The sequence below is a fragment of the Klebsiella sp. 2680 genome (genome assembly GCF_900198535.1).
GTDB lineage: Bacteria > Pseudomonadota > Gammaproteobacteria > Enterobacterales > Enterobacteriaceae > Klebsiella > Klebsiella indica.
On sequence record NZ_FZNJ01000003.1, the window covers coordinates 243,745 to 259,210 of the forward strand.

Here is a 15,466-nt window from a genome sequence, read left to right on the forward strand (position 1 = left end):
TTTATCCCCGCTGGCGCGGGGAACACGGTTTGTAGCTTCATCAGAAACCATGCCGCACCGGTTTATCCCCGCTGGCGCGGGGAACACTGCGCTCAAAAACACTCGACTCCCTCGCCTGGCGGTTTATCCCCGCTGGCGCGGGGAACACGATACTGCCGAAACGCCGTTACCAGTATACTCCGGTTTATCCCCGCTGGCGCGGGGAACACGACGAAGACAGCGAACGTTTCGTCGAAAATTGCGGTTTATCCCCGCTGGCGCGGGGAACACGAATTCTGGATGACCCAGCATGAGCCAGGCCTCGGTTTATCCCCGCTGGCGCGGGGAACACGCTTACTGGCTGAACGAGATAATCCGGGTAAACGGTTTATCCCCGCTGGCGCGGGGAACACATGATCGGCGGTCGGTTCTCTGGCTCAAAATTCGGTTTATCCCCGCTGGCGCGGGGAACACGATTTTTTACACCCCAGCCGAGCTAAGAGAAGTGGTTTATCCCCGCTGGCGCGGGGAACACTACGTCACTGACGCTGATAAAACTTCCACCAGCGGTTTATCCCCGCTGGCGCGGGGAACACTGTACGTCGGCATAGTGAATGGCACCTGCCAGCGGTTTATCCCCGCTGGCGCGGGGAACACCTGAGGGCAAGACGATGGATCAACGACGATGGCGGTTTATCCCCGCTGGCGCGGGGAACACAATTGCCACCACCAGAACGACCACAGCGACCGCGGTTTATCCCCGCTGGCGCGGGGAACACTGCAGTTTTAACCCCGGCGTTACTGTCAAAGGCGGTTTATCCCCGCTGGCGCGGGGAACACGGATCAAACCCGACCGGCGAGGTCACGATCAGCGGTTTATCCCCGCTGGCGCGGGGAACACAGTATTGCCACTTTTATTAATATCTTCACCCGCGGTTTATCCCCGCTGGCGCGGGGAACACAAGGTATTTATACAGTTAAAACACTAACACAACGGTTTATCCCCGCTGGCGCGGGGAACACTTCCAAGTAAGGTAGATGGCCGCAATCCTCGCCGGTTTATCCCCGCTGGCGCGGGGAACACCTTAACTTATCGCAGCTGGAAGAAAGCCCTATCGGTTTATCCCCGCTGGCGCGGGGAACACCAAAAACTTTTGATGACTCTAAGGTTACAGCGCGGTTTATCCCCGCTGGCGCGGGGAACACAGGCGCAGCAGGCGTCCAAGAACGTTTATCCGCGGTTTATCCCCGCTGGCGCGGGGAACACACGACACGGGAAACGAACAGGGGGAATGATTGCGGTTTATCCCCGCTGGCGCGGGGAACACGATGCCTGAACCCCTGCACCATGCCGGCAAAGCGGTTTATCCCCGCTGGCGCGGGGAACACGAGGAACGTATCAAGCGCAACGATGATGGTAGCGGTTTATCCCCGCTGGCGCGGGGAACACGAAATCAACGCGCTGCGCTTTAGGCCGTTTCGCGGTTTATCCCCGCTGGCGCGGGGAACACACTAAATTTATATATCTGTTTTCTATAGGATTTTTTAGAAATAAACAATATACCAACCTATTAGTAACAACTCCACCTTATTAAAGAGCAGGTAACCTACTGATTTTCAATGGGAAGAAAAGAAACCAACCTCAAGCCATCCAAATCTACCGGAATACGACGGTTTTCCCCCCAGGTTTGAAACTCAAAACCAGACTCAGTGTTTGTTGCCCAGGCCATAACAATATTTCCAATACCTCCCAACTGGGTAACCTGTTGCCAGATCATTTCTCGCACACGTTTTGAGACATCGCCTACGTATACGCCAGCCCGGATTTCCAGGAGCCATATAGCAAGTCGTCCTCGCAAACGTGGGGGGACATTTTCCGTTACAACAACCACCATACTCATTAACCGTGCCCTCTATGCCCATTATCAGCAAGTGACTGCGGTTCAGGAATTGCGGGAGGCAGCATATCTGGCGCAGGTTTCGGTGGCTCAATCTCACCAGCAGCGAGAACCTCTTCAATCAAAGGGATAAGCTTTCCGGTGAGCCTGGTACTACGAAAAATATCACGACAGGCCAGTCTGACTTCACGATCGGGTTCGGAAGGAGCACGTGCAGCAATTTCAAATGCTTTCGGGACCACTGATTCAAATTTGATGATATCAGCGATGTCATAAACAAATGAAAGGGGCTTGCCACTATGAATGAAACCAATCGCCGGCGCATAACCCGCCGCCAATACTGCCGCTTCTGAAATCCCGTACAGGCATGAAGTTGCAGCGCTGATACATTGGTTCACCACATCTCCTTTTTCCCAGTCCTTAGGATCATAATTACGGCCATGCCACTTCACTCCGTACTGTTTAGCCAACAATGCGTAAGTCTGACGAACACGAGAACCTTCAATACCGCGCAGCTGCTCAACAGAACGACGCGCAGGCGGCGGCTCACGAAAACGGAGTTCATACATTTTACGCACGACTTTCAGACGTAAATCATCATCCAGCGCCAATTTCGCCTGATACAACAGTTTGTCTGCCCGCGCACCGCCGGGCTGCCCGGAAGAGTAAACCCGGACACCGGCCTCTCCTACCCACACCAGTAGTGTTCCTACCGTTGACGCCAGGCGCACTGCCGCATGAGAAACCCGAGTCCCCGGTTCCAGCATGATACAGGCCACAGACCCTACCGGAATATGAGTACGTATCCCCGTCTTATCGATCAACACAAATGCACCATCCAGGACATCAATCTGCCCATACTGGAGGAAAATCATTGATGTACGATCTTTCAGTGGAATGGGACTGAGCGGTACATAAGTCACCCTTTGTCTCCAGGTTTAATCAGCATTAGCCCGCAGCCAAAAGCCCGGCTTTTCCCATATCCCTGAATCAGACGCTGCAGAAATAACGCTGGGTCGTTAACCACCAGTAGGCCAGAATAGTCCACGCTGCTGAACTGGATCATCTGCCGGGACTTCGCCCGAACAATCTGCTGCTGCCGATACGCATCCACACTCACTTCACTGAGCGAAAATCCATTCTGTTTCCCTTGTTTCGCCAGCCAGTCTTGCGCCGTCTGCCGTTGATGCTGCCAGATATCCAGGTCCTCGTTCTTCCCTTTCACCTGACGTTTTGCTTCCATCAACAGATCGTGACGTTTACCTGCTTTACAAATCGTTGGATTGGCTCGCAGGCTAAAACGCAGCGTTTGACCCGGGCTTAAGGTCGCTAAGAACGAACGATATTCGATATCGAAAATATCGCTCTCAGCCGGTGGTTGTTGAGAAAGCACAAAGAAACGAAATGCTCCCTGAAGCTCCTCTCGACGATAAAGAAACTGCCGTTCGCCTCTTCCGGGAAACAGCTCCCAAAGCCACTGGTGCATCACATATTCTCCGCGATCCACTAATTTCAGCAGTTGTGATGGTAAAAGCTTACTGGTATGCAGCGTTATTTTTGCGAGATACACGGTTCCTCCTTGATGAGCAGCACGCCTTGATTAACGGTGCGTTCGCCAAACGTCCACTGCTGGCGACTCATTGGCCTGTCACGACGACGTAAGACTTTATTGGCTTCCAGACCTTCATGTTCGCCCTCCCACCAGCACTGAGGCTGTAATTCCGCTAACGGAATTTTTAGCCTGTTGAACTTCTCCCGATACTGATCATACGCATCACTCAGCACATCCGGGGCGGAACCTTCCAGCAGCAAGGGCGCAAGCGGTAATGCCAGAGGATGGCTTTTACGCCCCAGATACAGAGAGAATACCGGGTGTTGTAACGCATCTCGTAGTTGCTCCAGCGAATATGGCGCACCGGAGGTTTGCGCTATCGCCACCATCCACCAGGCGTCGGTGTAATAATCCCGACGGGAGATCAGCGCACTCAGCAGTTCAGGATCGCTTAACTCTTCACGACGACTGAAATAACGGGCTTTACGCACTTCTTTCGGCATCTGGACAGTATGGTAATCCCGCGCCCAACGAGGCTCCCTGCTGGCACATAACAAAAATGCGTAGTGCTGATTAAACTCGTTCAGACGTTTTTCTTCATCGCGACGAATCCCCAGGGCTGCCGCCAGTAGTCCCAGTAGCGCCGAACGCGTGGGTAACTCATGACTATGGCGCACCTCTCCGGGGGCATCCACGCCCCATGAAGCCATTGGCCCCTGAAGCTGAAAAATCAGATACTGGCTCATAGTAGCCCCTTACGCGCTGATAAAATCCAGCACCTCTTTGATGCTTCCCTTTCCATTCATCACATCAAAACCGACGGATTCTGTCCGTTGTTCGTAAACCGTATTTATATTCTCGCGCATTTCAGTAATGCGTTTTATCGCGGCCTCCAGCTGGTTGGTGCCGTTGATCGGGTTGTAAAACGCCGCCGCCAGTGAACGAGGTTGATCGGTTCCTTTTTCCGCCAGCATCCAGGACGCATAAGCACGACTGGCAAAGCTATTTTGTTTGCCGGTTGGCGAGACTTTCAGCACGGCCTCGGTAAAAGCGCGCAGCGTTTTATTCGCCAGCTCTTCATTGCCGTTCAGATTTTTCAGTAGCAGGTCTTTGTCGATACAAATATAAGTATAAAACAGAGCCGAGCCGAAACCGGCTTCACCAAGATGCCCCGCGCCAGCATCCTCAGAAGGTTTACGCAGATCGTCTACCGCGGTAAAAAAATCATCTTCCACGATGGTTTCACTGACGCCGAATGCATGCGCAACCTGACACGCGGCTTCCACATTGAACTCCGGTTTATTTGCCAGCATACGGCCAAACATGGCAATATCGACTGCCATGCGATCGCGACGCAGCAGCAAAAGTTCTTCTTCTTTCGGTGCTCGTTTTTCTTCAGCCAGGCGATGCGCCAGCGCCATGACCGCATCGAACTCTGCCGGACTGATATGCACCAGTTGCTCGGTTTCAGCATTGGTCAATGGTTCTTTCGGTTTCTTCTCCGTTTTAGCTTTACCTAAATAGTCCGCAATCGGTTTTACCCACTCGACGGCCTTTTTGTCATCGATGCCGTTTTCCGTCAGGATTTTCGCCACCTCACGCGCAATACGTCCGCTACGAATACCAATATTTCCGGCAAGAGCCTGTTCAAAAAGTTCGGATGTGCGCCAGGCGCGCTTCAGGCTTTGTGAAGAAACGCGAAGACGCGTCGCGCCACCGAGCACGACCGTTTTCGGCGAACCGGTGTCATCACGGTTCAGGTTGGCAGCCGGATATGCGGTCAGTAAATGCAGTTGAATAAACGTGGTCATCTGAGAGTCCCTTATTAATCGTCGTTGTTGGCATCACCGGCCTGGTAATACTCCAGCGCCCAGCGGATACGGATAAATTCAGTTGGCCGCTGGCGGCGGCGGATATGGTTAAGCAGTTCGTCGTTTTCCCGACACCAGCAAAAGATGTCATCTGCCAGTGACGGAAGATTCACCGCGCCATTAAGCAGCCGAACCGCACGCAGTAGCTGACGCAGCAATTCATCAGGCGTTTTCACCGCAGACAGCCGGGAAAAGCGCAGTTCGGACATCACCGGGTTATTGCCGGTCATCTGGCCTAACTGCGCAGCAAAATTCGGCTCTTTAACAATAGATTTAACATGTGCGGCCAGCGCCGCGGTTATCGCCAGCGCGGTAAAACGCCACTCTTGCCCTTCTATTTTCCATAACGTGTGAGTCTGCATCAGCAGGGAACGAAATCCTTCTGACAGGCAGGCTTCACTCACCGTTTTGCTGCGGCGCAGGCTGGCACGCAGACCGCGTTTTTCCTGTAACTCTTCATGCCATCGGCGCAACGTGGCCTTATGGTCGTCTTCCACAATACTCATTCAGCAGCCTCCTGCTTTTTCGCTTTGGCGGCTTTCGCGTTCAGCTTCTCCGCCGACTTGGTGAAATATTTTTTACGCGCGGTCATGATGCGTTTGAGATCGGTACCCTCATAGGGGTTGGTAAAAACGTGATCGTCAAAGTAGCGGCGGGTAAATAACCAGATATCATTTTGCCATTGGCTCAGTCTTTTTTCTGTGCTCTGGCCGCTCTCAATATCGCGAACCAGTTCCAGAAAAGAGGCCTGAGTAAGATGCCAGAAGTCGATATCAATAAAGCTGAAATCACCGCGTGCGCCTTTGGCATCAGAGAACCAGGCCTCTTTTAATGCGCTACGCAGCAGGCCGAGGTGACGCGATGCCGTTTGCGCCGCCTGCCGCAGATCGGGGATAATGTTTTCGGTTAATAACAGCGGGAAGTGATGTTCATACCAGCAGCGGGCTTTCATATTGTCAAAATCATAGCCAAAGCCCCACAATCCAATCCTGATATCCTTAAGGTTATGCGTAGCGAACGTTTTAACAACCTGAGCCGGGTATTCTCGGTTATTTTCTGATGTACCTTCCTGACTCAATCCCAGCCAGTCCCGCCAGATAAGGCCGCCCGGCTGCGGTTTGACGGAATAGCGTTCACTACCTTCTTTTAACGGCAGGCGATAAGGTGTCAGTGGGTGTACCCAACCCGCGTAATTAACGCCGTAGTTTTTTACGGTCATCGAACTCAGCAGTTCATCACTGTGAGTTTCACAGAGATCGCAAGAGCCTGAATGAGTGGATGCAAAATCAAGACGAATACGTCTTGGCATCCCCCAATAGGCCTGCAGCGGATTGACCTGTTCTGGGGTTGTGACGGCATTTGCCAGTTCACTGGTGCGGGTGGCGGCTAACCAGGGAAAGACTGATGCATCGCACTGCTCCGGCAAAGGTAATCCACCGCTATCCTGCGGCATAACATTGAGCCATAGCTTGCGCCATAGAGGCGTTTGCCGGTTACTCTGATACTCCTGCAATTCGATAAGCGTGGTCATCGGCCCGCCGCCTCGCAGCCCGGTTCGATAACCTTTACCGCCCGATGGCGCATTAAGCTGCAACGAAAATAACGCCAGCGCCGCGCAGTGCGAGCAAAAGTGCTGCGTGACGCCGCGCTTAACAAAATGGTCTTTATTAAATTTGGTGGTTTGCGCCCCAGGAATTTCCGGCAGCAATGAGGCGATTGAAACTTTCTCGCCACCTATGGGTTCAAAATCCTGCATAAAAGAGGGTGTATCGGCACCAAACTGAAAGGCAGACTCTAGCGGTTCCAGCGCCTGACGAAGTTTTTCTGCGCTCAATCCATCGTCGAACCAGATATCCTCCCAGCGAGCACTGTTTTTCGGCGCGACAGTGCATTGTAATAATCCCAGCAAGAACTGCCAGGCTGCGCCCTGCAAATCCGCTCGCGTGGCGGCGACATCTACCACGTTTTCATCTGTCAGATTGACTGGCGCCAGTTTGCCAATGGAACCGTCTTTGAAACGAACGGGAAGCCAGGGTGTTGAAATTAAATTTATCGGAAACATGCCTTTTCCTTACCTGATGCGCCAGTCCATGGCGCAAAAGTGTTCCCTTGAGTTTTAACGGACTGACAGTTGAAAACTCACTGTCAGCTTGTTGCCCAGGTGAATCATCAAACGACAGATCACGAAAGCCTGTCAGTGCAATTCTGTGTCGTTAATCTGCCTTTCCGATCAACCCTTCATGCATCGAATAACCACACGTCTCAGAATCAGATACCACAATCACCATCGCAAACTCCTGATTCTGATGCTGCTCAACGCACCACTGCCGAAACGGCTTACCGTCAAGCAACGTAAAATCTTCACGATGTTTATTCCACCATCCCTCGCGTACCCGCAGCACGCTCATTTCCCAGGCGTGCTCGCCTGACGCATAAGGCGTAACAACGCCATCGACAATTTTCGCCAGCCATAGGGTGATGGACTCTTCAGCAAGGCGCGTCGACAATTTTTCCGGTAAAAAATCGCTGCTTTCCGGGCTATATCCAGGTGCAAAGTTGATAAGGTTTTGATCGGCAAATGCCCGGTCGCAGTAATATTTTCCCTCCCGCACCTGCTCTGTCTGCACAAAACTTTCCGGCATATTGACCTCTTCGCCGTAGACCGACTCGATCAGCAATCGGGCAGACTGAGGCATGCGAATTTCCCCCTGTTCACGCAGTACACGCTGAGTGAGCCACAGGCGCCCATGATCGGGATAGACATAAGCGCTGTTACGCATGGTGCTGGAAAACCAGTCCTCGTGTGGCGAGTCATTCCATTCAGGAGCCTGAATCAGCAACTCCGGCGCATCACGTTCATCCTGTCCGGATAATTTCAATAAGCCATGACAATCCCGAATATGACGCTGTAACCGTCCCGCCCGCTGAATCAACAAGTCCACAGGCGCTAAATCAGAGATCATTTCATCAAGGTCAATATCCAGGCTCTGTTCAATAACCTGAGTGGCGATCAACACCTTTCCACTACGTTGCGTCCCGCCTTTTTTACCAAACTGAGCCAGCGCCTGATTTTCAATTCGCTGACGATCATAAAAAGCAAAGCGGCTATGGAATAACAATAGGTTTTCGGCCGGAATCCCCCCCCTGCCAAGAAGCTGGCGATAAATACGAATTGCGTCGTCAACAGAGTTGCGTATCCACGCAATACATTTCCCCTGACTTACGGTCTTCTCAATGCGTTCAATACACTCCTGTTCGCTATGTATCCAGGCCACTTTGACGCTGCGCTGAACCTCTTTACGGGTTTCCACATATTGCGAAATCACCTGCGAACCAGAGACCTGCGTTAACCAGGGATAATCACTATAACCCAGTAATGGCGCTTCAATCTGACGCTTTGTTCCTTTAGCAAAAGCGGCAACCAGCCGGTCCCGCTGCTGCTGAGATAGGGTGGCGGAAAGCAGAATAGTGGTATTGCCGTCACTGGCCTGCTTTTCAATCAATCCCTCCAGAATTCGCGACATATAAGCGTCATAGGCATGGATCTCATCGGCGACCAGAATCTTCTTGTTCAGCCCCAGCATCCGCAGGTTATTGTGCTTAAACGGCATCACCGCCATCATCGCCTGATCGAGCGTACCAACACCGACTTCGGCCAACAGCGCTTTTTTATTGCTGTCAGTAAACCAGGCCGCGCATCCCTGACTGTCAGGCTGAAGATCATCAGGTTCTTCTGAACCCGATAAATCGCCCGACCAGATTGACTGATTAAAACGCGCCATTAATCCACGTGCGCTATGCGCCAGGACCAGGCTGGGCCGTGAATGTGGTTGGTATAGCGCCAGCCAGCTCTCCGCCAGACGCTCAAACATAGCATTCGCCGTCGCCATCGTCGGCAAGCCAAAATAGAGGCCCTGCGCCCTTCCCGCGGCCATCAGGCGGTTAGCCAGAATAAGCGCGGCTTCCGTTTTCCCGGCACCGGTCGCATCTTCAAGAATGAATAATTGCGGACCTTGTTGATTAATATCCAGCTCAAGCGCTTTTTGTTGTAACGGGGTTGGATGCCGGATAAAAGGAAATAACGCATTTACACCAGAAAAAGGCGCGACTTCAGAAGAAGGCGGGAAAACAGAAATGGCTATTTTTGCTTTCACCAGCGCATGGTGCCGCCAGTATGACTCAATAGCCATCGGTTTAGCGATTCGTGGAAAATATCGGGTTGAAGAACCGACCCAATCAGCCAACACTATCGTCGCTGAAATAAACCATGACAGATGTTTAAAGAGAGCAATACTATCATCGTCATCCCAAAATTCAGGGATCTCAAACAGCGGAAATAACGATTTTATGCTGGCAAGAAAATCGCGTGCCGCCTCTTTATCCTGCTGACGAAAATTTTTCAGCTCCGCGACCAAAGCCGGTGGACGCCCATGATGCCCGGTCGTAAGCGGCATCCAAAGTGCAATGACGCGCTTCAACTTGCGGGCTGCAAGAGAAGATGTTGGGAGAAGTTCAGAATACCCGCTCAGATAATCATTCCACAGCCAATATCCCAGGGTGGCATGCGGGATGGCCTCATAATTTTTTATATTGTCATTCTGCGAGTTAAGATTGTCATGAATATAAAGCTGTTGGAAAGAATGCGCGAATTTCCCGATATCATGCCAGCATAATAACCAGGCAAAAAACTGCGCTGCCTGAGCCCTGTCATCCAGGCCCATTTTCTTAAGATAATCAGCGATATTATGGATATTATGCTGCACCATCCAGTAACCAACTGCCGCCACATCCAGAGAATGCCAGCACAGTAAGTGATAATCATCACCTCCCTCATCATCCCCTCGCCGGGCTTTCCCCCAATAATTAAACATCATCAAGATCACTCCATTAATCAGGAAGACCTTAATATACACAAAAAAATCCCGGCAGCGCCGGGACTCACATTAACCTTCGTGCAATCCGCACTCTCTTTTCAGACCAAAGAAGCGCGTCTCTTCTTCCGCCATTCCCGGCTCCCATTTGCGGGTGGTGTGAGTATCGCCCACCGACAGATAGCCCTGATCCCACAGAGGATGATATTTCAGGCCGTGCTTTTGCAGATACTGATAAACGGTGCGGTTATCCCAGTCGATGATTGGCAGCACTTTAAACACGCCACGCTGGATCGCCAGAACCGGTAAATGCGCGCGGCTGCCGGACTGCTCGCGGCGCAGGCCAGCAAACCAGGTTTGCGCCTTCAGCTCTGCAAGCGCCCGGTTCATCGGCTCAACCTTGTTGATGTCATTGTATTTCTCAATGCCCTCAACGCCCTGCTCCCATAGCTTACCATAGCGCGCTTCCTGCCAGGCCGCGCTCTCCTTCGCCCGATAGACCTTCAGATTCAGGTTGAGCTTATCCGTTAACTCGTCGATAAACTGGTAGGTTTCCGGGAACAGATAGCCGGTATCGGTCAAAATGACCGGAATACCCGGACGTACCTGATTAACCAGATGCAGGCTCACCGCCGCCTGAATACCAAAGCTTGAAGAGAGCACATATTCGCCCGGCAGATTTTCCAGCGCCCATTCGACACGCTGTTGCGCGCTCAGTTTTTCCAGTTGACTATTGGTTTCCGCCAGTTGCAAAACACGATCGACCTTCGGTAATTCGTTAAGCACGTTTAGATCGAGTACGGACATAAGTTCCTCACTGTTTGCCTTGCCTGATGGCGCTACGCTTATCCGGCCTACCGTCTACGTAGGCCGGATAAGGCATTTATGCCGCCATCCGGCGATGCACGTTATTCCCAGAAATCCCGGGCCGGGTCGAGCACCGGGCGAATAATGCCCGCACGCACCGTAAAATCGCCGAAGCCTTCACCCGCTTCGCGCTCTTTCGCCCAGCGCCCTACCAGTTCGTCAAGAGAGTCGAGGATTTCCGACTCGGTAATATTTTCCCGATACATACGCGGAATACGCGTCCCGCTGCGGTTGCCGCCAAGGTGCAGGTTATAACGCCCCGGCGCTTTCCCTACCAGACCAACCTCCGCCAGCATCGCGCGACCGCAGCCGTTCGGGCAGCCGGTGACGCGGGTAACGATATGCTCATCGCCGACCCCATGCTTGCTCATCACCGCCTCGACTTTATCAATAAATGACGGCAGGAAGCGCTCTGCCTCGGCCATTGCCAGCGGACAAGTCGGGAACGATACGCAAGCCATCGAGTTTTCACGCTGCGGAGTCACGGCGTTCATCAGGCCGTGGTCACGGGCCAGCTTTTCGATCTTCGCTTTCTGTTCTTCCGGAACGCTGGCAATGATCAAATTCTGATTCGCCGTAATGCGGAATTCCCCTTTATGGATCTTCGCAATTTTCAGCAGGCCAGTCTTCAACGGACGCCCCGGATAGTCGAGGATACGACCATTTTCAATAAACAGCGTCAGGTGCCAGTTATTGTCGATGCCTTTCACCCAGCCGATACGGTCTCCGCGACTGGTAAATTCATACGGGCGAATCGGCTCAAACTTGATGCCCGCACGGCGCTCTACTTCCGCCTTAAAAGTCTCAACGCCCACGCGTTCCAGAGTATATTTGGTTTTCGCATTTTTACGGTCGGTCCGGTTGCCCCAGTCGCGCTGGGTGGTTACCACCGCTTCCGCCACCGCCAGAGTGTGCTCCACCGGCAAATAGCCAAACTCGCTCGCCGTACGGGCATAGGTTTTCTTATTCCCGTGCTCGATAGACAGGCCGCCACCGACCAGCAGGTTAAAGCCCACCAGCTTGCCATTTTCAGCAATCGCCACGAAGTTCATGTCGTTCGCGTGCAGATCGATATCATTTTGCGGCGGGATCACCACGGTGGTTTTGAACTTACGCGGCAGATAAGTCTGACCGAGGATCGGTTCTTCGTCCGTGGTGGCGACTTTTTTCTGATCCAGCCAGATCTCTGCATAAGCGCGAGTGCGCGGCAGCAGGTGCTCGGAGATCTTCTTCGCCCATTCGTAGGCTTCCGCATGCAACTGGGACTCATACGGGTTAGAGGTACAGAGCACATTACGGTTCATATCGTTGGCGGTGGCCAGCGAGTCCAGCCCAACGGAGTGCAGCATCTGATGTACCGGCTTCACGTTCTTCTTCAGAATGCCGTGAAACTGGAAAGTCTGGCGGTTAGTCAGACGAATGCTACCGTAAATCGTATTTTCACCGGCGAATTTATCAATCGCCTGCCACTGTTTGGTGGTGATAACGCCCCCCGGCAGGCGACAGCGCAAGAGCATCGCATGACGCGGCTCCAGCTTCTGCGCCGCACGCTCGGCGCGAATATCGCGGTCATCCTGCTGATACATGCCGTGAAAACGGATCAGCAGAAAATTGTCGCCTTTAAAACCACCGGTCAGGCCGTCGTTCAAATCTTCTGCAATGGTGCCGCGCAGATAGTTGCTTTCCAGCTTCATACGCTCGGCGTCAGCCAGTTTACCTTCGACCACCAGCGGGCCTGGATGTTTTTCGCTCATTAGTAGACATCTCGCTGATAACGGCGCTCAACGCGCAGCTCACTTAAAAATTCGTCCGCCGCTTCGGCGTCCATCGCACCGTATTCGGCAATCACTTCCAGTAACGTCTGCTCAACGTCTTTTGCCATGCGATTCGCGTCGCCGCAGACATAAATATGGGCGCCATCGTTAATCCAGCGCCACAGTTCAGCCCCCTGCTCGCGCAGCTTGTCCTGAACATAGACTTTTTGTTGTTGATCGCGGGACCAGGCCAGGTCAATGCGGGTCAGTACGCCCTCTTTGACGTAGCTCTGCCACTCCACCTGATAAAGGAAATCTTCGGTAAAGTGCGGGTTGCCAAAGAACAGCCAGTTCTTGCCTTCTGCGCCTTCCGCCGCGCGCTGCTGCATAAACGCGCGGAACGGCGCGATGCCGGTGCCTGGGCCAATCATGATCACCGGCGTCTGCGGGTTGGCAGGCAGACGGAAGTTATCGTTATGTTCGATAAAGATCCGCACTTCACCATCTTCTTCAACGCGATCGGCAAGGAAACTGGAGGCGCCGCCAGCACGGGCGCGGCCTTCAATATCATACCGAACCACGCCAACGGTAATGTGTACTTCGCTTTCCACTTCCGCCTGGGATGAGGCGATAGAGTACAGCCGCGGGGTTAACGGACGCAGCAGATCGATCAGCGCCTGAGCATCCAGCTGTGCCGGAGAGAAACGGACCATGTCGACAATCGGCGTGGTCGCGGCATAATGCTGAAGCTGCGCTTTATCGCCCACCAGCGGCAGCAGAGACTCGCTGCGGGTTAAGGTGGCATAGCTCTCAACAATGTTACCGGTGTTAACCGTCAGCTCGACGTGCCACTCCAGCGCGTCGGCAAGCGGCAGGGTTTTTCCCTCTACCGTAACCGGCTCATCGCCTTTCAGCCACAGCAGTTCCACCAGCTCTTTTACCAGCGCCGGATCGTTCTGGTACCACACGCCCAGGGCATCGCCCGGCTGATAACGCAGGCCCGAGTCGCCGAGGTCGATTTCAATATGACGGACATCTTTTTCTGAATCGCGGCCGGTGATTTTTTGATTTACTGCGAGGGTCGCGGTCAGCGGCGCTTCTTTGCTGTACGGGCTGGAGTGGATCTCATTCACCGCCCCGCTGGTGGCCAGTTGGGACGGCGAAGCAGCAGGCGCGCGCGCCTTCAGCACCTCGACCACGCGGGCGCGCCATTCGGCGGCGGCAGCCTGATATTCCACATCAGCGTCAACCCGGTCAAGCAGGCGTTCGCCCCCCAGTTCGGCCAGTTTGCTATCAAAATCTTTACCGGACTGGCAGAAAAATTCATAGGAGGTATCGCCCAGGCCAAACACGGCAAATGCCGTATCGGTCAGCTTCGGCGCTTTCTTCGAGAACAGGAACTTGTGCAGCGCGACGGCTTCTTCCGGCGGCTCACCTTCGCCTTGTGTTGACGTCACTACGACCAGCAGTTTTTCGGCGGCAATGTGTTTGAATTTATAGTCGCCGGCGTTGACCAGTTTAACATTGAGCTGTGCGGCCTGCAGATCGTCACGCAGCGCTTCGGCGACGCGGCGGGCGTTACCGGTTTGCGATGCCGAAATAAGGGTGATGGATGGCACTTCTGCCGCCTGGGCTGGAGCGACAACCGCCGCGCCGGGCTGCTGGTTCAGCGCCCCCCAGAAGTAGCCAGAAACCCAGGCCAACTGGGCAGGCGTGAAGTCAGTCGTGGCCGCCTGAAGGCGAGCCATTTGCTCCGGACTCAGCGGTAGCAAATTGGAAGGTGGGGCCTGTGTCGTCATGCGTCGTTATGTTCCAGTAAGCAAAGCTGTGATTCGCGCCCTGTCAGCGCGATAAAACAGAAGAGAATATATTTACTCTAAATAATTCGGGTTGCAGGCAGCGATACTGTGGCAACGTCGTCCGGGCGAGGCCCTGAGATGGGTCGAATTATTGCCAACGCACATGCAGCTCGAAGTATGACGAGCAATAAGGTTAACGGTGCTGATAGTAACAATTAAAGAAGGGATGGAAATAACAAATAACCAAATGGACTAACCTGTTTTAGTTATAGTTATTAACAACAAAACCGATTAAATAACAACATGAAATATAAAGAGTTATTTCAATAAAACCGCGTAAACGCGATGACTTTCTGCTCAGGGACATTTTAGTTAATGATAAAAAATGTGCTTTCCGGTACCCTACGGCGGTTTTTTGCCATATTGAGAATAAAAGATGTCCACCACGCTGTTTAAAGATTTCACCTTCGAAGCCGCTCACCGTCTGCCGCATGTACCGGAAGGCCATAAGTGCGGTCGCCTGCACGGCCACTCTTTTATGGTGCGTCTGGAGATTACCGGTGAGGTCGATCCCCATACCGGGTGGATCATGGATTTCGCCGAGCTTAAAGCCGCCTTTAAGCCGACTTACGATCGTCTGGATCACTACTATCTGAATGACATTCCCGGTCTGTCCAATCCAACCAGCGAGGTGCTGGCAAAATGGATCTGGCAGCAGGTCAAACCGGTGGTTCCGCTGCTCAGCGCGGTAATGATTAAAGAAACCTGTACCGCAGGCTGCGTCTATCGCGGCGAGTGATTTTGGGTTTGCCGGATGGCGACGCGCTGCGTCTTATCCGGCCTGCACACAAATGGGAACAGTTGCAGGCCGGGAA

12 protein-coding genes are annotated in these 15,466 nt (G+C 53.1%); 1 reads left to right on the plus strand and 11 read right to left on the minus strand.

What is annotated here, in order from left to right:
* Positions 1 to 1,586: 1,586 nt before the first annotated feature.
* The 11 genes from cas2e to cysJ form a co-directional block, all read right to left on the minus strand.
* Entirely contained in the window at positions 1,587 to 1,880 is a 294-nt protein-coding gene (gene cas2e / locus FN037_RS14400) for a type I-E CRISPR-associated endoribonuclease Cas2e (RefSeq protein ID WP_138360052.1), read from the minus strand.
* Positions 1,880 to 2,800: a type I-E CRISPR-associated endonuclease Cas1e gene (gene cas1e / locus FN037_RS14405; RefSeq protein ID WP_138360053.1), complete on the minus strand. Its 921-nt coding sequence runs from the start codon at positions 2,798 to 2,800 to the stop codon at positions 1,880 to 1,882. The genes cas2e and cas1e overlap by 1 nt, the downstream gene beginning before the upstream one ends.
* Positions 2,797 to 3,447: a type I-E CRISPR-associated protein Cas6/Cse3/CasE gene (gene cas6e / locus FN037_RS14410; RefSeq protein ID WP_138360054.1), complete on the minus strand. Its 651-nt coding sequence runs from the start codon at positions 3,445 to 3,447 to the stop codon at positions 2,797 to 2,799. Before cas6e ends, cas1e begins: the two co-directional genes overlap by 4 nt.
* Positions 3,429 to 4,175: a type I-E CRISPR-associated protein Cas5/CasD gene (gene cas5e, locus FN037_RS14415; protein ID WP_138360055.1), complete on the minus strand. Its 747-nt coding sequence runs from the start codon at positions 4,173 to 4,175 to the stop codon at positions 3,429 to 3,431. The genes cas6e and cas5e overlap by 19 nt, the downstream gene beginning before the upstream one ends.
* 9 nt (positions 4,176 to 4,184) lie before the next feature.
* Positions 4,185 to 5,240, minus strand: a complete 1,056-nt coding sequence (cas7e, locus tag FN037_RS14420) for a type I-E CRISPR-associated protein Cas7/Cse4/CasC (RefSeq protein WP_138360056.1) — start codon at positions 5,238 to 5,240, stop codon at positions 4,185 to 4,187.
* Between the two features lie 14 nt (positions 5,241 to 5,254).
* Positions 5,255 to 5,806, minus strand: a complete 552-nt coding sequence (casB, locus tag FN037_RS14425) for a type I-E CRISPR-associated protein Cse2/CasB (protein ID WP_142502532.1) — start codon at positions 5,804 to 5,806, stop codon at positions 5,255 to 5,257.
* Positions 5,803 to 7,362 (minus strand): type I-E CRISPR-associated protein Cse1/CasA, encoded by a 1,560-nt coding sequence (casA, locus tag FN037_RS14430; protein WP_142502533.1) that lies wholly within the window; start codon positions 7,360 to 7,362, stop codon positions 5,803 to 5,805. The genes casB and casA overlap by 4 nt, the downstream gene beginning before the upstream one ends.
* Positions 7,363 to 7,513: 151 nt before the next feature.
* Positions 7,514 to 10,171: a CRISPR-associated helicase Cas3' gene (gene cas3, locus FN037_RS14435; RefSeq protein ID WP_142502772.1), complete on the minus strand. Its 2,658-nt coding sequence runs from the start codon at positions 10,169 to 10,171 to the stop codon at positions 7,514 to 7,516.
* A 72-nt stretch (positions 10,172 to 10,243) separates the two neighbouring features.
* Complete coding sequence (gene cysH, locus FN037_RS14440; protein WP_138360059.1) at positions 10,244 to 10,978, minus strand: phosphoadenosine phosphosulfate reductase; 735 nt, start codon at positions 10,976 to 10,978, stop codon at positions 10,244 to 10,246.
* Positions 10,979 to 11,079: 101 nt separating this feature from the next.
* Complete coding sequence (gene cysI, locus FN037_RS14450; RefSeq protein WP_138360061.1) at positions 11,080 to 12,792, minus strand: assimilatory sulfite reductase (NADPH) hemoprotein subunit; 1,713 nt, start codon at positions 12,790 to 12,792, stop codon at positions 11,080 to 11,082.
* Positions 12,792 to 14,591 carry an NADPH-dependent assimilatory sulfite reductase flavoprotein subunit gene (gene cysJ / locus FN037_RS14455; protein ID WP_138360062.1) on the minus strand — a complete coding sequence of 600 codons (1,800 nt, stop codon included), beginning with the start codon at positions 14,589 to 14,591 and terminating at the stop codon, positions 12,792 to 12,794. Before cysJ ends, cysI begins: the two co-directional genes overlap by 1 nt.
* A 436-nt stretch (positions 14,592 to 15,027) precedes the next feature.
* Between cysJ and queD the strand changes: the two genes are divergently transcribed.
* Entirely contained in the window at positions 15,028 to 15,390 is a 363-nt protein-coding gene (gene queD, locus FN037_RS14460) for a 6-carboxytetrahydropterin synthase QueD (protein ID WP_138360063.1), read from the plus strand.
* The last annotated feature ends 76 nt before the right edge of the window (positions 15,391 to 15,466 follow it).